This is a genomic window from Leifsonia sp. Soil_N53 (assembly GCF_057655165.1).
This window is the reverse complement of record NZ_JBDGMM010000037.1, coordinates 26,926-43,195: the sequence shown is the minus strand read 5'-3', so window position 1 is coordinate 43,195 and position 16,270 is coordinate 26,926. Positions and strand designations below refer to the sequence as shown.

17 protein-coding genes and 1 pseudogene are annotated in these 16,270 nt (G+C 71.1%); 9 read left to right on the top strand and 9 right to left on the bottom strand.

Translation table 11 applies throughout. The features are described 5' to 3' along the window. Window positions 1-38 precede the first annotated feature (38 nt). A pseudogene (locus AC3A3H_RS03550) lies at window positions 39-755 on the top strand (PP2C family protein-serine/threonine phosphatase); the annotation flags it as partial. 16 nt (window positions 756-771) lie between these two features. Here the strand turns inward: AC3A3H_RS03550 and AC3A3H_RS03545 are convergent. Next, on the bottom strand, window positions 772-1,821 hold the full coding sequence (locus AC3A3H_RS03545; RefSeq protein ID WP_487613183.1) for a 4-hydroxy-3-methylbut-2-enyl diphosphate reductase: 1,050 nt from the start codon (window positions 1,819-1,821) through the stop codon (window positions 772-774). Window positions 1,822-1,933: 112 nt separating this feature from the next. Here AC3A3H_RS03545 and xseA point away from each other — a divergent pair, with 112 nt between their 5' ends. From xseA to AC3A3H_RS03520, 5 genes are read left to right on the top strand one after another with little or no spacing between them, the layout of a single operon-like run. Then, window positions 1,934-3,193 (top strand): exodeoxyribonuclease VII large subunit, encoded by a 1,260-nt coding sequence (gene xseA / locus AC3A3H_RS03540; protein WP_487613182.1) that lies wholly within the window; start codon window positions 1,934-1,936, stop codon window positions 3,191-3,193. A gap of 1 nt (window position 3,194) precedes the next feature. Then, complete coding sequence (locus AC3A3H_RS03535) at window positions 3,195-3,443, top strand: exodeoxyribonuclease VII small subunit (protein ID WP_487613161.1); 249 nt, start codon at window positions 3,195-3,197, stop codon at window positions 3,441-3,443. Then, a complete protein-coding gene (locus AC3A3H_RS03530) occupies window positions 3,440-4,129 on the top strand; it encodes a DUF4245 domain-containing protein (protein ID WP_487613160.1) in 690 nt (229 codons plus the stop codon). Before AC3A3H_RS03535 ends, AC3A3H_RS03530 begins: the two co-directional genes overlap by 4 nt. After that, entirely contained in the window at window positions 4,130-4,798 is a 669-nt protein-coding gene (locus AC3A3H_RS03525; protein WP_487613159.1) for a carbonic anhydrase, read from the top strand. 31 nt (window positions 4,799-4,829) lie between these two features. Further along, window positions 4,830-6,236: a class II fumarate hydratase gene (locus tag AC3A3H_RS03520; protein ID WP_487613158.1), complete on the top strand. Its 1,407-nt coding sequence runs from the start codon at window positions 4,830-4,832 to the stop codon at window positions 6,234-6,236. An 87-nt stretch (window positions 6,237-6,323) separates the two neighbouring features. Here AC3A3H_RS03520 and AC3A3H_RS03515 read toward each other — a convergent pair whose 3' ends face one another. The 4 genes from AC3A3H_RS03515 to AC3A3H_RS03500 all read right to left on the bottom strand — a co-directional run bounded on the left by AC3A3H_RS03515 (window position 6,324) and on the right by AC3A3H_RS03500 (window position 10,520). Further along, window positions 6,324-6,896 carry a prepilin peptidase gene (locus tag AC3A3H_RS03515; RefSeq protein ID WP_487613157.1) on the bottom strand — a complete coding sequence of 191 codons (573 nt, stop codon included), beginning with the start codon at window positions 6,894-6,896 and terminating at the stop codon, window positions 6,324-6,326. Window positions 6,897-6,975: 79 nt separating this feature from the next. Continuing rightward, window positions 6,976-8,325, bottom strand: coding sequence for an RNA 5'-3' helicase PhoH2 (gene phoH2 / locus AC3A3H_RS03510; protein WP_487613181.1), 1,350 nt, complete (start codon window positions 8,323-8,325; stop codon window positions 6,976-6,978). A gap of 210 nt (window positions 8,326-8,535) precedes the next feature. Further along, complete coding sequence (locus AC3A3H_RS03505) at window positions 8,536-9,654, bottom strand: aminotransferase class V-fold PLP-dependent enzyme (RefSeq protein WP_487613156.1); 1,119 nt, start codon at window positions 9,652-9,654, stop codon at window positions 8,536-8,538. A gap of 71 nt (window positions 9,655-9,725) precedes the next feature. Continuing rightward, complete coding sequence (locus AC3A3H_RS03500; protein WP_487613155.1) at window positions 9,726-10,520, bottom strand: isoprenyl transferase; 795 nt, start codon at window positions 10,518-10,520, stop codon at window positions 9,726-9,728. Between the two features lie 72 nt (window positions 10,521-10,592). On the opposite strand from AC3A3H_RS03500, the gene trhA reads away from it, so the two are divergent. Further along, complete coding sequence (gene trhA / locus AC3A3H_RS03495) at window positions 10,593-11,396, top strand: PAQR family membrane homeostasis protein TrhA (protein ID WP_487613154.1); 804 nt, start codon at window positions 10,593-10,595, stop codon at window positions 11,394-11,396. Between the two features lie 33 nt (window positions 11,397-11,429). Here the strand turns inward: trhA and AC3A3H_RS03490 are convergent, their stop codons facing one another. Continuing rightward, window positions 11,430-11,708, bottom strand: coding sequence for a hypothetical protein (locus AC3A3H_RS03490; protein ID WP_487613153.1), 279 nt, complete (start codon window positions 11,706-11,708; stop codon window positions 11,430-11,432). A 182-nt stretch (window positions 11,709-11,890) separates the two neighbouring features. Between AC3A3H_RS03490 and AC3A3H_RS03485 the strand changes: the two genes are divergently transcribed. Together AC3A3H_RS03485 and greA are read left to right on the top strand one after the other, a co-directional pair. Then, a complete protein-coding gene (locus tag AC3A3H_RS03485) occupies window positions 11,891-12,307 on the top strand; it encodes a DUF4307 domain-containing protein (RefSeq protein ID WP_487613152.1) in 417 nt (138 codons plus the stop codon). A gap of 122 nt (window positions 12,308-12,429) precedes the next feature. Continuing rightward, entirely contained in the window at window positions 12,430-12,921 is a 492-nt protein-coding gene (gene greA / locus AC3A3H_RS03480) for a transcription elongation factor GreA (RefSeq protein ID WP_487613151.1), read from the top strand. Window positions 12,922-12,993: 72 nt separating this feature from the next. Here greA and ilvA read toward each other — a convergent pair whose 3' ends face one another. The 3 genes from ilvA to AC3A3H_RS03465 are packed head-to-tail and all read right to left on the bottom strand — an operon-like array spanning window position 12,994 to window position 16,206. After that, window positions 12,994-14,271, bottom strand: a complete 1,278-nt coding sequence (ilvA, locus tag AC3A3H_RS03475; RefSeq protein WP_487613150.1) for a threonine ammonia-lyase — start codon at window positions 14,269-14,271, stop codon at window positions 12,994-12,996. 49 nt (window positions 14,272-14,320) lie between these two features. Continuing rightward, window positions 14,321-15,559 (bottom strand): AI-2E family transporter, encoded by a 1,239-nt coding sequence (locus AC3A3H_RS03470; protein WP_487613149.1) that lies wholly within the window; start codon window positions 15,557-15,559, stop codon window positions 14,321-14,323. Between the two features lie 59 nt (window positions 15,560-15,618). Further along, the gene (locus AC3A3H_RS03465; RefSeq protein ID WP_487613148.1) at window positions 15,619-16,206 is read right to left on the bottom strand and encodes a hypothetical protein; all 588 of its coding nucleotides are present in this window, start codon (window positions 16,204-16,206) and stop codon (window positions 15,619-15,621) included. Between the last annotated feature and the right edge of the window lie 64 nt (window positions 16,207-16,270).

Genomic DNA, 16,270 nt, shown 5'->3' with positions numbered 1-16,270 from the left:
GCGAGGGCAACGAGGACTCGCTCTACGCGTCGGCGTGGTCGGCGTTCGTCGCCGACGGGGTCGGCGGGCACGCGGCCGGCGAGATCGCCTCGGCCACCGTCGCGATCCGGCTGGCGTCGATGCTGGACGCCACGGAGGGCCGCGTCTCCGGCGAGGAGCGGCTGCGCGAGCTCGTCGCCGTCGCGAACTCCGACCTCGCGCTCCGCGTCCGCGTCGACCCGGCGCTGACCGGCATGGCCACCACGCTCGTCGGCGTGTTCTCGGACGGCGAGCGCATCGCCGTCGCGCACACCGGCGACTCCCGCGCCTACCGCCTGCGCGACGGCATCCTCGACCAGATCACCCAGGACGACTCCCTGGTGCGCGAACTGCTCGCCACGGGCGCGATCGGGGAGGCCGACGTCGCGCACCATCCGCTCCGGTCGGTTGTCACGCATGTGCTCGGCGGGGACCCGGAGGACGCCGCCGCGCTGCACGTCGCCGCCGAGCCGGCGCGCCGCGGCGACCGCTGGCTGCTGACCAGCGACGGGCTGACCGACTATGTGCCTGTCGCCGACGTCGCCGAGACCCTCGTGGCGGCGGCCACGCCCCAGGAGGCCGCCGACGCGCTGGTCGCGCTGGCGCTGCTGCACCAGGCGCGCGACAACATCTCGGTGGTCGTCGCGGATGTGGTGGAGCTCGCCGAGACGCCCGTCTACCGCCCCGCCTTCGGCGGCTCAGCCGCCGCCGACCCCGCGTCAGCACGCGCCGTCTGACGTCGCACGCCGCGCGTCAGGACTGGGAGCGGCCCCCGAGGGCGCGGGAGTCCTGCTTGCCGCTGATGTCCTTGCGGAGCTCCTTCGGCAGCGAGAACATCAGGTCCTCCTCCGCCGTCTTGACCTCCTGGACCTCGGCGTAGCCCGCACCGGAGAGGTCGGCCAGCACCTCCTGCACCAGCACCTCGGGCACGGACGCTCCGCTCGTCACGCCCACCGTGGCGACGCCGTCGAGCCACTCCTGGCGGATCTCGCTGGCGTAGTCCACGCGGTACGCGGCCTTCGCACCGTACTCGAGGGCGACCTCCACGAGGCGCACCGAGTTGGACGAGTTGGCCGAGCCGACCACGATCACCAGGTCGGCATCCTCAGCGACCTTCTTGATCGCGACCTGGCGGTTCTGCGTCGCGTAGCAGATGTCGTCGCTGGGCGGGTCCTGGAGGTTCGGGAAGCGCTCGCGGAGCCGGCGCACCGTCTCCATCGTCTCGTCCACGGACAGCGTGGTCTGGGAGAGCCACACCACCTTGTCCGGGTCCTTCACCTGGATGCGGTCGACGTCCTCCGGGCCGTTGACGAGCGTCACGTGCTCGGGGGCCTCCCCCGCGGTGCCCTCGACCTCCTCGTGGCCTTCGTGGCCGATCAGCAGGATCTCGAAGTCGTCGCGGGCGAAGCGCACGGCCTCGCGGTGCACCTTGGTCACGAGCGGGCAGGTGGCGTCGATGGCCAGGAGGCCGCGCTCGGCCGCGGCGTTCACGACCGCGGGCGAGACGCCGTGGGCGGAGAACACCACGTGGGCGCCGGAGGGCACCTCGTCGACCTCGTCGACGAAGATCGCGCCCTGCTGCTCCAGCTCGGACACGACGTGGACGTTGTGGACGATCTGCTTGCGCACGTACACCGGCGCGCCGTAGTGCTCGAGCGCCTTCTCGACCGCCACGACAGCGCGGTCGACGCCCGCGCAGTAGCCGCGCGGCGCCGCCAGCAGCACGCGCTTGTGTCCCTGGACCGGGATATCCTGAAGCCGCCCGCGCTCGCCGGCGTCCCGTTTGACGGGGATCCGGGGCATGGGGAGGCTGATGGTCGCATCGCTCACCCTTCGATCGTACGCGGTGGGCGCTGATCAACGGATGGGAGGCCGGGTGGCACAGGTCGCTGGCGGTACGTCGGGTGCTCCGACGATGAACCCGGGACCGCCGACCCTGGACGCCCCGTGGCCGGTCGCGCTGCTCGCCGACCGCATCCGCGGCTGGATCGACCGGCTCGGCACCGCGTGGGTCGAGGGCGAGATCACGCAGTGGGGCGTCTCCGGCGGCAACGTCTACGGCAAGCTGAAGGACCTCCGCGAGGACGCGACGATCAGCTTCAGCATCTGGTCGTCGGTGAAGGCGCGCATCCCCGCCGACCTCAAGCAGGGCGACCGGGTGATCGCGGCGGTGAAGCCCAACTACTGGGTCAAGGGCGGCAGCCTCACCATGCAGGTGAGCGATATGCGCCACGTCGGCCTCGGCGACCTCCTGGAGCGGCTGGAACGGCTGCGCGCGCAGCTCGCCGCGGAGGGGCTGTTCGCGGCCGAGCGCAAGAAGCGGCTGCCCTTCCTCCCGCACACCATCGGCCTGGTGACCGGCAAGGACTCCGACGCCGAGAAGGACGTGCTCCGCAACGCGCAGCTGCGCTGGCCGCAGGTGCGCTTCCGCGTCGTCCACGCGGCGGTGCAGGGCGACCGGACAGTGCCGGAGGTCGTGTCGGCCATTCGCACCCTCGACGCCGACCCCGAGGTGGAGGTCATCATCGTCGCGCGCGGCGGCGGCGACTTCCAGAACCTGCTCGGCTTCAGCGACGAGCGCGTGGTGCGGGCGGCCGCCGAGGCCGTGACGCCGATCGTGAGCGCCATCGGCCACGAGGCCGACCGGCCGCTGCTGGACGACGTCGCCGACCTGCGGGCTTCGACGCCGACCGACGCCGCCAAGCGGGTGGTCCCGGACGTCGCGGAGGAGCTGACGCGCGTGCAGCAGGCCCGCATCCGGATCGGGACGCGGCTCACGCACATGATCACCCACGAGATCGACCGCATCGGACACCTGCGCACCCGCCCGGTGCTGGCCTCCGCCGGCTGGATCGTGGACTCCCGGGCCCAGGAGCTCACCCGCTACGTCGCCCGCGGCGTCGAGCTGGTCGAGCGCCGAGCCGACCGGGAGACCACGCGCATCGCCGAGCTCCGCGGCCAGCTCCGCGCGCTCTCGCCGCAGGCGACCCTCGACCGCGGCTACGCGATCGTGCAGAACGCGGCGGGACACGTCATCACCTCGCCGGCCGAGGCGCCCGCGGGCGCCGCCGTGCGGGTGACGGTGGCGGGAGGCGCGTTCGCGGCGACGGCCGGCGATCCGCTGCCGTCGCCGGCGGGCGATCCGGATCCAGCGGCCGCCCAGCGAGACAAATAGAATGGATGCCATGCCCACCCCGGAGATCAGCACGCTCAGCTACGAGGAGGCGCGGGACGAGCTCGTCCGTGTCGTCACCGAGCTCGAGCAGGGCTCCACGACTCTGGAGGAGTCCATCGCGCTCTGGGAGCGGGGCGAGGCGCTCGCCCGGCACTGCGAGGAGTGGCTGATCGGCGCGAAGGCCCGGCTGGACGCCGCGCGCGCCGGCACCGTGACCGCTGCGGCAGGGAGCGTGTCGGAAGCCGAATGAGCCCCCGAACCCGCAGCAGCACCGCCGCGAAGCCTCCTGCGATCGTCGCCGAGCTCGGCCGCCCGGAGACGCCGGAGGAGACCGCCGCCCGCAAGGCGCAGAACTCCGCGAACCACCGCAACCGGCAGACGGTCAACAACCTCGTCTACTCGCTGATCGCCACGGTCGCCCTGGTCGCCGTGATCGTGCTCGTCGTGCCGCGCGGCAACCCGACCTCGTCGGCGCCCGCTGTCGACTACGCCGCCGTCGCCCAGCAGGCGCAGGGCAGCGAGCCCGACCGGCTCGTGGTGCCGCGGCTCCCCTCCGCCTGGACCTCGAACAGCGCGGAGCTGCGCACCAAGACCGCCGACGGCGTCGACGCCTGGTACATCGGGCTGCTCACCCCGAAGGGCCAGTACATCGGCGTCACGCAGGGCTTCGGCGCGAACGACAGCTGGGTCGCCGACCAGGTGAACCGCACCCGGATCGCCGGCACCCGCGAGATCGACGGCGTGAAGTGGGACGTCTACGACAACCGCGCGGCCGGCTCCGACGCGGGCAATGTCGCCTACGCGCTCGTGACGAGCGCCGGAAAGAGCACCGTCGTCGTCTTCGGCACCGCCGCCGACGCCGAGTTCACGGCGGTCGCCGCCTCGCTCTCCGACCAGCTCCACTCCCTCGGCTCACCCACCCCAGGAGGAAACTAGATGCCCACGACGCGCCCCGGCCGGATCTGGAACGAACTGCTCGCCGGCAACGAGCGCTTCGTCTCGGGAGCGCCGCAGCACCCGCGGCAGGACGTCGAGCGCCGGGAGACCGTCGCGCAGGGGCAGAGCCCGGTGGCCGCGATCTTCGGCTGCGCCGACTCGCGGCTCGCCGCCGAGATCATCTTCGACCTCGGCCTCGGCGACGCGTTCGTGGTCCGCAACGCCGGACAGGTCGCCTCCGACTCCGCGATCGCCTCGCTGGAGTACGCGGTCGCCGTGCTGAACGTCCCGCTCATCCTGGTGCTCGGGCACGACGCCTGCGGGGCGGTCGCCTCCGCCATCGCGTCGCAGGCCGACGGCGCCGACCCGCTGCCGCCGCACATCGCGCAGCTCATCGCACCGATCGTGCCCGCGGTCCACCGGGTCGCCGGCACCGCCCCGGGCCAGGCCGTCGAGCCTGCCGCGGTCGACGCAGCCGAGGTGGGGCGCCTGCACCTGCGCGACACCGTCGGGGAGCTCCTCGCACGCTCGGAGATCATCAGCGACGCCGTCGCCGCCAATCTCCTCGCCATCGTCGGAGCGAACTACGTGCTCCAGGAAGGTCGGGTCGTCCCCGACGCCGTCGTCGGACTGGCCGAACCGGTCGCCGACCCAACACTCGGGCGCTGACGCGCCCGGGCCCAGAAAGGAAGAACACACCGTGGTGGACACGCAGGCGGGCTCCGAGTACCGCATCGAGCACGACACGATGGGCGAGGTGCGGGTTCCCGCGGCCGCCCTGTACGGCGCGCAGACGCAGCGCGCCGTCGAGAACTTCCCGATCTCCGGGTCGGTTCTCGAGCCGGCTCAGATCGCCGCGCTCGCCCGCATCAAGAAGTCGGCGGCGCTCGCGAACGCGCGCCTCGGCGTCCTCGACGCGGACGTCGCCGAGGCAATCGCGGCCGCCGCGGACGAGGTCGTCTCCGGCGCGCACAACGGCGATTTCCCGATCGACGTCTACCAGACCGGGTCCGGCACCTCCTCGAACATGAACATGAACGAGGTGCTCGCGACGCTCGCCTCGCGCCGCCTCGGCCGTCCGGTGCACCCGAACGACCACGTCAACGCGTCGCAGTCGTCCAACGACGTCTTCCCGACCTCGGTGCACATCGCCGTCACCGGGGCCCTGATCGACGACCTGATCCCGGCACTCGACCACCTCGCGGTGGCGCTGGAGGAGAAGGCGGAGCGCTGGGCGACCGCCGTCAAGTCCGGCCGCACGCACCTGATGGACGCCACCCCGGTCACGCTCGGGCAGGAGTTCGGCGGCTACGCCGCGCAGATCCGCTACGGCATCGAGCGCGTCCAGGCCGCGTTGACCCGCGTCGCGGAGGTCCCGCTCGGCGGCACCGCCGTCGGCACCGGCATCAACACCCCGATCGGCTTCCCGCAGCTGGTGATCGAGCTGCTGACCGCCGAGACCGAGCTGCCCATCACCGAGGCGCGCAACCACTTCGAGGCCCAGGCCAACCGGGACGCCCTGGTGGAGGCCTCCGGCGCGCTCCGCACGATCGCCGTCAGCCTCACCAAGATCTGCAACGACCTGCGCTGGATGGGCTCCGGCCCCAACACCGGTCTCGGCGAGCTGCACATCCCCGACCTGCAGCCGGGCTCGTCGATCATGCCGGGCAAGGTCAACCCGGTGATCCCGGAGGCCGTGCTGATGGTCGCCGCCCGGGTCGTCGGAAACGACGCGACGATCGCGTGGAGCGGCGCCTCCGGCCTGTTCGAGCTGAACGTGGCAATCCCGGTCATGGGCACCGCGCTGCTGGAGTCGATCCGCCTGCTCACCCAGGCCAGCCGGGTGCTCGCGGACAAGACCGTGACGGGCCTGGAGGCCAACCTCGACCGCGCCCGCGCGTTCGCCGAGTCGAGCCCGTCGATCGTGACGCCGCTGAACCGCGTGATCGGCTACGAGGCCGCCGCCAAGGTGGCCAAGCACGCCGTGGCCCAGGGCATGACCGTGCGGGAGGCCGTGATCGACCTCGGCTTCGTCGAGCGCGGCGAGGTCACCGAGGAGCAGCTGGACTCGGCGCTCGACGTGCTGAGCATGACCCACCCGGGCTGAGCCCGGACCCGGACCGCTCGCGAGCCGTTCGATCGAGGCGCCCCTCCCGCGTCGTCGGGAGGGGCGCCTCACTGTTTCGCACGGCGGTCACCCCAGCAGCACGAACCCCCAGAACGTCCCCAGCAGCACCGGCCCGAACGGCACCTCCCCGAACGCCACCGCAGCGGGCAGCCGCGGCCTCACCCCGCGACCGCTGACCGCCAGCCACGCCACCGTCGTCCCAGTCACGAACGACAGGACCGCCCAGCACCCGACGACCGTCACGGCCTCCTCCAGCGGCTGTCCGCGCTCCGCCGCCACCGCCGCGAGCGCCGCAGCCAGCACCGCCGCGAGCTTCACATCGCCCATCCCGAGTCCGTCACCCGACGCCAGCACGACGAACCCGACGAGCGCACCCGCACCGCAGACGGCCGCGGCGACCGCGACCCGCCAGTCACTGAGAGCGAGCGAGCTCCACACCGCACCGACCGCCACGAACGCAGCCCCGGGGAGCACGAGAGCGTTCGGGAGCCGCAGCTCGCGCACGTCGTACTGGACGAGCGCCGCCGTCACCGCGGCGACGTAGAGCGCACCGATCGCGGCCGGTCCGGCGTCGCGCGCGGCCAGCAGCGCGACGCCCAGACCGACCGCGACGGCGATCCGTAGCGTCGTGTCCCCCATCCCCTCACGCTAGGCGCGAGAGTCCGGTGGGATCACGAATCCACAGTCGATACCGGTATCCCGGAACTGTGCACAGCCCTCAGGCGAGTTCGTTGCCCTCCAGCATCTCCGTCACGAGCGCCGCGATGGCCGACCGCTCCGAGCGCGTCAGCGTGACGTGCGCGAACAGCGGGTGGCCCTTGAGCGTCTCGATCACCGAGGCGACGCCGTCGTGCCGGCCGACCCGGAGGTTGTCGCGCTGCGCCACGTCGTGGGTCAGCACCACCCGCGAGTTCTGCCCGACACGGCTGAGCACGGTCAGCAGCACGTTCCGCTCCAGCGACTGCGCCTCGTCCACGATCACGAACGCGTCGTGCAGCGAGCGGCCGCGGATGTGGGTGAGCGGCAGCACCTCCAGGATGCCGCGGTCCAGCACCTCGTCCAGCACGTTCTGCGACACCAGCGCGCCGAGCGTGTCGAACACCGCCTGACCCCAGGGGTTCATCTTCTCGCCCTGGTCGCCCGGCAGGTAGCCGAGCTCCTGGCCGCCGACCGCGTAGAGCGGCCGGAACACCATGATCTTCTTGTGCTGCTGACGCTCCAGCACGGCCTCCAGCCCGGCGCACAGCGCGAGCGCCGACTTGCCCGTGCCTGCCCGGCCGCCGAGCGACAGGATGCCGATCTCGGGGTCGAGCAGGAGGTCGATGGCCAGCCGTTGCTCCGCCGAGCGCCCGTGCAGGCCGAAGACGTCGCGGTCGCCGCGGACCAGCTTCAGCTCGCCGTCCGCGACGACCCGCCCCAGGGCCGAGCCGCGGTCCGAGTGCACGATCAGGCCGGTGTTCACCGGGAGCGCGTCGACCTGCGAGGTGCTCATCCACTCGTTCTCGTAGAGCGCGCTCATCTGGTCGCTGCCGAGGGAGATCTCCGCCAGGCCCGTCCAGCCGCTGTCGACGACCTGCTCGTGCCGGTACTCCTCCGCCGCCAGGCCGATCGACGACGCTTTGACGCGCATCGGGAGGTCCTTGGAGACGACCGTGACCGCCAGCCCGTCGTTCGCGAGGTTCATCGCCACCGCGAGGATGCGCGAGTCGTTGTCGCCGAGCTGCATGCCGCTCGGCAGCACCGACATGTTGGAGTGGTTCAGCTCCACCCGCAGCGAGCCGCCGTCCCCCACCGGGATCGGGAAGTCGAGCCGTTCGTGCTGGACGCGCAGATCGTCCAGGTTGCGCAGCGCCTGCCGCGCGAAGTACCCGATCTCCGGATCGTTGCGCTTGCCCTCCAGCTCGCTCACGACGACGACAGGGATGACGACAGAGTGTTCGGCGAACCGGAAGATCGCCTTGGGGTCGGACAGCAGAACCGATGTGTCGAGCACGTACGTGCGCTCGTCCTGACGGGTTCCGCTGGGCGCCGACTCGAACTGCCGGGTTCCTGATTCAGCCACGACCACTCCCACCCCGCCGCTCCGCTTCCGCAGGAGCCGGCGGATCATTGGCGAGCCGGCCAGTTGGGTTTCGAAACGAACTTATGTGGCCGTCTCGATCGGGCGCCGTGCCCGATGAGTCGAACGTACGCCGCACCGGCGACATGCGCAGATCGCGCGACCGCGTGTCGTGTTTCGTTCAGGTGAACATTCGCCCCCAGTTCTGGGAGGCGCGGATCAGGCCGCCGAGGCGTACGAGGTGAGCGCCGCGCGCAGCATGTCCAGCGTCTCCCCGGTGGTGCCGGCGTGCACGCTGAGCCGCGCGCTCGTCGTGCGCACCTTGGCGCTGACGCCGTGGTTGAACAGGGAGGCCGCCAGGACCGTGAGCTGTTCGGGCAGCGGCTCCAGCACGACGATCCCCGCGCGCTCGGCGGCGTTGCGCGAGGAGGCGACCGGCACGGCGAACTCGTCGGCGAGGTCGATCACCTGTTCGGCGAGGTCGGAGATCGCCGCGGAGATCTCGGCGACGCCGACGGCAGCGACCTCCTCCAGGGCGGCGGCGAACCGGGCCTCGGCGACCGGGTCCGCATTCGACACCGTGAAGGCCGCTGCGGTCTTCGCCGGCTCGACGATTTCGTCCCACAGTTCGCCCGCACCCGTTCCCACCCAGCCGCTGAAGACGGGTGTCAGATGCTCGATCGCCCGCTCGCTGAGCGCGAGGAAGCCGGTGCCCCAGCCCGCGCGCGTCCACTTCTGGCCGCCGGAGACGACGACATCGGCGACCTCGTACGGCGCTTCGACCACCCCGAAGCCCTGGATGGCGTCGACGATGAGGAGGCGGTCCCCGATCACCTGGCGGATCCCGTCGATGTCCGCGAGGTAGCCGGTGCGCGAGTCGACCAGGCTCACCATCACCGCGCTCGTGGAGTCGGTGAGCTGCTCCTTGATCTGCGCCGGCGTGACCCGGCCGTGGTCGGTCTGCAACCACACCGGCGTCACGACGCGCATCGCCTGCGCGGCGCGCGCGGCGGCGTAGGTCACGCTCGGGAACTCGGCCGGCGACACCAGCAGGTCGCCGCCGGTGAGGCCGAACGCGGCGTGCATCAGCCCGGTGGAGGCGTTCGGCTGGAAGGCGATCTGCTCGGCGGGGAAGCCGGTCAGCGTGCCGATCGCGTCGCGCACGCGCTCGTTCTCGGCGTGCATCCGGTCGACCGTGCCGAAGCGCGCCTTGCCGAGCACCTCGTACTGGCCCAGCGCCTCGGCGCGGACCGTCGCGGACACCGGGCCGACCCGGCCGTAGTCCAGGTACCCCGGCTCCTCGCCGAACCCGGCGGCGAACTCCTCGATCGTCGTCATCGTGACCTCCGGGGTCCATCCTGCCGCCGGAGCCGCCGACTACGCGAATTCTGCGCGCGTCCGGCTGCGGATCAGGACCCGTACCGGCGGTGGCGGCGCGAGTAGTCGCGCATCGCGCGCAGGAAGTCGACCTCGCGGAGGTCAGGGCCGAGCGCCTCCACGAAGTAGAACTCGCTGTGCGCGCTCTGCCAGAGCATGAAGTCGCTGAGCCGCTGCTCCCCCGAGGTGCGGATGACGAGGTCGGGGTCGGGCTGGCCGCCCGTGTAGAGGTGCTCGCCGATGAGATCGGGGGTGAGGAGGTCGGCGAGCGTCTCCAGGCTGCCGCCCTCCGCCGAGTGCGCCGCGACGATGCTGCGCATGGCGTCCGTGATCTCCTTGCGCCCGCCGTACCCGACGGCGAGGTTGATGTGGAGGCCGGTGTTGCCGGCGGTGCGCTTCTCGGCGTCCGCCAGGGCGGCGACCAGCTGCTCGGGGAGGCCGGCCGTCGAGCCGACGTGCTTGACGCGCCAGTCGCGGTACCGGGAGAGGTCGTCGGCGAGCTCGGCGATGATCTCGATGAGCTCGGACAGCTCGGAACTCGGACGGTTGGTGAGGTTGTCGGACGACAGCAGGTAGAGCGTCACGACCTCGATCCCGAGGCCGTCGCACCACTCCAGGAACTCGCGCATCTTGGCGGCTCCCGCGCGGTGGCCGTGTCCGACCGTCGCCATGCCCGCCTGCCGGGCCCAGCGCCGGTTGCCGTCGATGATCATGGCGACGTGCCGCGGCAGCGACTCCGGGCCGAGGTCGCTGAGATAGCGCCGAAGCCGTTTCTGGTACAGGCCGTAAAGCAACCCGTTGGCCGTCTCGGAACTCCGTCTGCTCACGCAGCTACGTTAGCGCCCCCGGAACGGCCCGGTTCCCAGCATCCGGCCACTCGTCTCCCCTACTCTTGCTCCATGACGCCGCGAAACGCCCCCGAGCCCGAGGACGTGGCCGAGATGCTCACCGAGCCGGCCGCCGACCTCCCGCCCGCCGACGCCGCCGTCAAGGAGGACGAGTCGCGCGGGCCGCTGCTGCCGAACATCCCGCTGCTGGACGCGTCCCCCGCCTACCCGGCCGACATCAAGCCGACCTGGCGCGGCTGGATCCACGCCGGCACGTTCCCGGTGACCATCGCCGCGGGCATCGTGCTCATCTCCCTGGCCCAGGGCGCTCCGGCCAAGTGGGCGTCGGCGGTCTTCATGCTCACGTCGATGCTGCTGTTCGGCAACTCCGCGCTCTACCACCGCTTCAACTGGAAGCCACGCACGAAGGTCGTGCTCAAGCGCATCGACCACGCCAACATCTTCCTGCTGATCGCCGGCACCTACACACCGCTCGCGGTGCTCGCGCTGCCGCCGTCGAAGGGCATCGTGCTGCTCTGCTTCGTGTGGGGCGGCGCCCTGCTCGGCATCGGCTTCCGAGTGTTCTGGATCTCGGCCCCGCGCTGGCTGTACGTGCCGATCTATCTGCTGCTCGGCTGGGCGGCGATCATGTACATCGCCGACCTGGTGGACGCCAACGTGGCGATGATGGTGCTGGTCTGCGTCGGCGGTGTCTTGTACACGATCGGCGCCGTGATCTACGGGATCAAGAAGCCGAACCCCTTCCCCGGGGTGTTCGGATTCCATGAGATCTTCCACACCCTGACGGTGCTGGCGTTCCTCTGCCACTGGACGGCCACGCTGCTGATCGCGCTGCATCCCGCGTACAACGGCTGACTCAGCGCCGGGCTGACTCAGCGTTGGGCTGACTCAGCGTCGGGTGTCGCCGTCCGTGTCGTCCGGCTCGGCGCCGTCCTTCGGCTCGCCGGCCTCCGCGTCCAGCTTCTGCGCGATCTCCTCGCGGTAGCGCACGCGGCGGATGCGCCGCGTCATGTCGAGGACCAGCAGCACCGCGGCCACAGCGATCAGGAACGTGACGGTGAAGCCGACCACGCCGGGCGTCACCGAGTCGTCGCTCGGCCCCGAGGTCGGCGACGGCGTGGGGGTCGCGGCCAGCCAGACGCCCGCCTTCAGCAGCAGTTCGCCCATCACACGGCCTGCACGAACGCTGCGGACGGGTCGTTCTGACGCATGGCGGGCTTCGCTTTCGGGTCGGGTGGTTCGGGAGGCGCGAAGCGCGATTCACAGCTTCGTCTCCTAGTCTTGTCTGAGCCTACCGTCACCCCGACGGCGGGCCTGAACGAAGCCCCTGAGAGGCGGACGGCGAGGACATGGCACGCGAGACCGAGGCGCCGTCCGAGACCCTCGCATCCCGCTACGGCCGCACTCCCACGCGCCGCCGCCGCGACCGCTGGCTCCTGATCGGCGGGGCCGTCGGCGTCCTCGCCGTCGTCACCGCCTGGGTGTTCTGGGCCGGCTGGGACAACAACCAGGTCGACCTGGACACCACCGACACCGCTTATGTGATCCCGGACGCCCACCACGTCCGCATCACCTTCACCATCAACGCCCAGCCCGGCACCGGGGTCACCTGCGCGCTGCAGGCGCTGAACGAGGACTTCGCCATCGTGGGCTGGCGGATCGTGAGCTATCCCGGCTCCGTTTCGCGGGTGACGACGCACACGGAGACGATCCGGACCATCCAGCAGAGCAACACGGGTTTGATTAACACCTGCTGGCTGACCTAACATTCTCTGGATACGCCCCGGCCGAGGCCGGGGCGTCTACTTTACCCACCGGCACCGTCCCGGCCGGCTCCGGCCGGTCGTCAGCCGACGCGGCTCAGGCCGCAGGCGCGAAGGAGTTCATCATGTCCCAGGAGTCTCAGGTCACGTTTCTGACCCAGGACGCGTACGAGCGGCTGTCGGCCGAACTCGAGGAGCTCAGCGTCAACGGCCGCAACGAGATCGCGAAGCGCATCGAGGCGGCGCGCGAGGAGGGCGACCTCAAGGAGAACGGCGGCTATCACGCCGCCAAGGACGAACAGGGCAAGATCGAGGCCCGCATCGTGCAGCTCACCAACCTGCTGCGCAGCGCCACGGTCGGCGAGGCGCCGGAGAGCCACGGCGTCGTCGAGCCCGGCACCGTCGTGACCGCGACCATCGCGGGCGACGAGAGCGTCTTCCTGATCGGAAACCGCGAGATCGCGGCCGGCACGGAGCTCCCCGTCTACAGCGAGCAGAGCCCGCTGGGCGCCGCCATCCTCGGGCTCAACACCGGCGACGCGACCGAGTACACCGCTCCGAACGGCCGCCAGATCCCGGTCACGATCGTCAAGGTCGAGACCTACACCGGCCAGTAGCCGCTCGGGTACGCCCGAATCCTCTCGAGAACCGCCGAATGCGCAGACTGTCTGCGCGCCCGGCGGTTTTCGTCATTCCTCGTGGAGGACGGGGTCGTAACCGGCGGAGCGGAGCACCTGGATGACCTGCTGCCGGTGCTCCGTGCCGCGGGTCTCCACGGAGACGTCGAGCTCCACCTGGCTGAGCTGGAAGCCGGTGCCGTGCCGCGTGTGCAGCACCTCCACCACGTTGGCGTTGACGCCGGCGAGGATCTCGGCGATGCGGGCGAGCTGTCCCGGCCGGTCCGGAAGCATGATCGAGAGCCGCAGGTAGCGGTCGGAGGCCGCGAGGCCGTGGGCGATGACGCGCTGCATGAGCAGCGGGTCGATGTTGCCGCCGGAGAGGATCGCGACGACCGGGCCGGGCTGCGTGCCGTCGCCGGTTTCGGGGATCAGCCCGGCGAGGATCGCCGCCACGCCGACCGCTCCGGCCGGCTCCACCACGAGCTTCGCGCGCTCCAGCAGCACCAGCAGCGCGCGGGCGATGTCGTCCTCGGTGACCGTGACAACGGCATCCACCGCGTCGCGGATGATCGCGAAGTTGAGGATGCCGGGCTTGCTGACCGCGATGCCGTCGGCGATGGTGGCGACGAGCCCGATCTCGGTCGGCTCGCCCGCGGCGAGCGACGCCGGGTACGCGGCGGCGTTGGCCGCCTGCACGCCGATGACCCGCACGGTACGCCCTTCGCGGGCGGCGCGCTGCTTGACAGCGCTCGCGACGCCGGAGATGAGCCCGCCGCCGCCGATCGGAACGACGATGGTCTGCACGTCGGGCACTTCGTCCAGGATCTCGAGGCCCAGGGTGCCCTGCCCGGCGACGACGTCCGGGTGGTCGAACGGCGGGATGAGCACCGCGCCGGTCTCCGCTGCGAAGTCGGCCGCGGCCCGCAGGGTCTCGTCGACGATGCTGCCGCTCAGCACGACGTCGGCGCCGTACGCGCGCGTCGCCTGGAACTTGGGGATGGCCACGCCCACCGGCATGAAGATCGTGGCGTGGATGCCGAGCTCGCGGGCGGCGAAGGCCACACCCTGCGCGTGATTGCCCGCCGATGCGGCGACGACGCCGCGCGCCCGCTCCTCCGCGTTCAGCTTGGAGAGCCGGTGGTAGGCGCCGCGGATCTTGTACGACCCGGTGCGCTGCAGGTTCTCGCACTTGAGGATGACCGGTGCGCCGAGCACGTCGGTCAGGTACCGCGAGGTCTCGAGCGGCGTCGGCTGAGCGACCTTGGCCACGATTGCGCGCGCCGCTTCGATCTCGTCGAGGCCGGGGCCTGCGAACGGGGTGCGCGTCGGATCGGTCGCCGTGTCCACTCGCACAGCCTACCGGTGCGCATATACCGCTGACTGTATGCGTTTGCCGCTATCCGCGGGGCGCACGCCGGGGCCGCGGGACGGTCTCCCAGATCGCGCCCTCGGGGGCCACGGTGGCCACGGGCGGCCGGGTGCGCCACGCTCCCGACGAGACGTAGTGCACCATCACGTTGAGCACGGCCACGAACGGGACCGCGAAGAGTGCGCCGGGGATGCCTGCCAGCAGCGACCCGGCCGCGACCGCCAGCACAACGGCCAACGGGTGGACCTTCACGGCGCTGCCCATGATGAGCGGCTGGAGCACGTGCCCTTCGATCTGCTGCACGAGCAGCACGACCCCGAGCATGATGAGCGCGAACACCCAGCCCTTGAACACGAGCGCGATGAAGACCGCCAGTGCGCCGGTGATGACCGCGCCGACGATCGGGATGAACGACCCGAGGAAGACGAGCACCGCGATCGGGATCACCAGCGGCAGGCCGAGGAAGAACGCGCCGAGGCCGATGCCGAGGGCGTCGATGGAAGCGACGAGCACCTGCACCTTCGCGAAGTTGCGCAGCGTCAGCCAGCCCGCCTGGCCCGCGCCGTCGACGGCCGCGCGCGCGTTCTTCGGGAAGATCCGGACGATCCAGCCCCAGATGCTGCGGCCGTCGATGAGGATGAACAGCACGCTGAACAGCGTCAGCAGCGCCCCGGTGAGCACGTGGCCCAGCGTGGAGCCGATCGAGAGCACGCCGGAGATGTAGACCTGGCTGTCCTGCTGCACGGACGTCCAGATCGACTGGAACGCGCTGTCGATCTGGTCCTTGGTGAGGCCGAGCGGCCCGGTGGTCAGCCAGCGCCGGAACTCGTCGAACGCCGCGACCGACTGGGTCTGGAGGTCGCGGCTCTCCCGCGTGACCTGCCAGATCGCGAGGTAGAACAGTCCGCCCACGACCACGACGAGAGTGACGACGGTGACGACGATCGCCAGCCAGTGCGGCCAGCGGCGCCGGATCAGGAAGTCCTTGAACGGCACCAGCAGCGCCGCGAGGAGCACGGCGATCAGCACCGGGACGACGATGAGCCGGAGCTGGACGATGAGGAAGATCGCCACGGCGATCACCGCACCGATGACCAGCAGACGCCACGACCAGGCACCCGCCAGGCGGACGCCGCGCGGCAGCGACTCCGCCACGGGCTCGGCCGGCTCGGTGCGCGCCGCGAGGTCGCGCCGACGCTTCAGGAAGCGCGCCCTGGCCGGCGGGACGGACGGATTCTGCGCTGCCGGAGCGTCGCTCTCTGCCATGCCCGCCAGTCTAGGCGCGCTCAGCGGTGGTTCCTGAAGGATCGCTCAGCGAGCTCCGATCAGGGTTCGAACACGAGTGGCGGGTGCTCGATGGAGGTCGAGAACCACTGCCAGCCGGGGCCGGACGACGTCTGCTGGATCGAGGCGTAGGTGATCTGGTTGGGTGGGACGTTGTTGAGGCGGACCGAGACCGAGACGTTGCCGTTCACGGTCTTGACGCCGGCGCCGGAGACGGTCCCCGGTCCGGCGTAGCCTCCCACCGTGAGCGACACCGGGCCGCTCGTGGCGATCAGGAACTCCACGACGTAGCTCGCGACTCCCGTGGCCCCGTAGGCTCCCGGGTCGAAGTGCACGGAGACGCCCGGGCCGCCGGACGGGACCTGCCGGAAGCTGAACGACGCGTACGGCGTGCCGGTGGTGTCGGTCTGCATGATGTCCGACGCGATCAGCGTCAGGTTGGTGCGGCCTTTGCCGACCGTGTGGGTCGGGCTGATGGTGTCGATCGGGAAGAAGAAGGGCGGCCACCAGTGGATGTCGCCCGGGCGGATCCGAGTGACCACGTCACTCGGCGAGAGGGTCTTCACGAATGTTGAGGGGTCGATGGCGTCCGAATACTCGGCGTCCGCCCCCGGGACGATGCCAGACATGAGGATTACTCTACTGACGCCGCCCGCGATGCGCGACCGTGCCTCCACGGATTCCGGGCGGAGG

Bases quoted from the DNA above. Each gene is read 5' to 3' on its own strand.
- AC3A3H_RS03515 (WP_487613157.1), bottom strand. From the start codon at position 6,896: ATGGGGGACACGACGCTACGGATCGCCGTCGCGGTCGGTCTGGGCGTC.
- AC3A3H_RS03525 (WP_487613159.1), top strand. From the start codon at position 4,130: ATGCCCACGACGCGCCCCGGCCGGATCTGGAACGAACTGCTCGCCGGC.
- AC3A3H_RS03470 (WP_487613149.1), bottom strand. From the start codon at position 15,559: ATGGCAGAGAGCGACGCTCCGGCAGCGCAGAATCCGTCCGTCCCGCCG.
- xseA (WP_487613182.1), top strand. From the start codon at position 1,934: ATGAACCCGGGACCGCCGACCCTGGACGCCCCGTGGCCGGTCGCGCTG.
- greA (WP_487613151.1), top strand. From the start codon at position 12,430: ATGTCCCAGGAGTCTCAGGTCACGTTTCTGACCCAGGACGCGTACGAG.
- AC3A3H_RS03505 (WP_487613156.1), bottom strand. From the start codon at position 9,654: ATGACGACGATCGAGGAGTTCGCCGCCGGGTTCGGCGAGGAGCCGGGG.
- trhA (WP_487613154.1), top strand. From the start codon at position 10,593: ATGACGCCGCGAAACGCCCCCGAGCCCGAGGACGTGGCCGAGATGCTC.
- AC3A3H_RS03490 (WP_487613153.1), bottom strand. From the start codon at position 11,708: ATGGGCGAACTGCTGCTGAAGGCGGGCGTCTGGCTGGCCGCGACCCCC.
- AC3A3H_RS03530 (WP_487613160.1), top strand. From the start codon at position 3,440: ATGAGCCCCCGAACCCGCAGCAGCACCGCCGCGAAGCCTCCTGCGATC.
- AC3A3H_RS03485 (WP_487613152.1), top strand. From the start codon at position 11,891: ATGGCACGCGAGACCGAGGCGCCGTCCGAGACCCTCGCATCCCGCTAC.
- AC3A3H_RS03465 (WP_487613148.1), bottom strand. From the start codon at position 16,206: ATGTCTGGCATCGTCCCGGGGGCGGACGCCGAGTATTCGGACGCCATC.
- AC3A3H_RS03545 (WP_487613183.1), bottom strand. From the start codon at position 1,821: ATGCCCCGGATCCCCGTCAAACGGGACGCCGGCGAGCGCGGGCGGCTT.
- AC3A3H_RS03535 (WP_487613161.1), top strand. From the start codon at position 3,195: ATGGATGCCATGCCCACCCCGGAGATCAGCACGCTCAGCTACGAGGAG.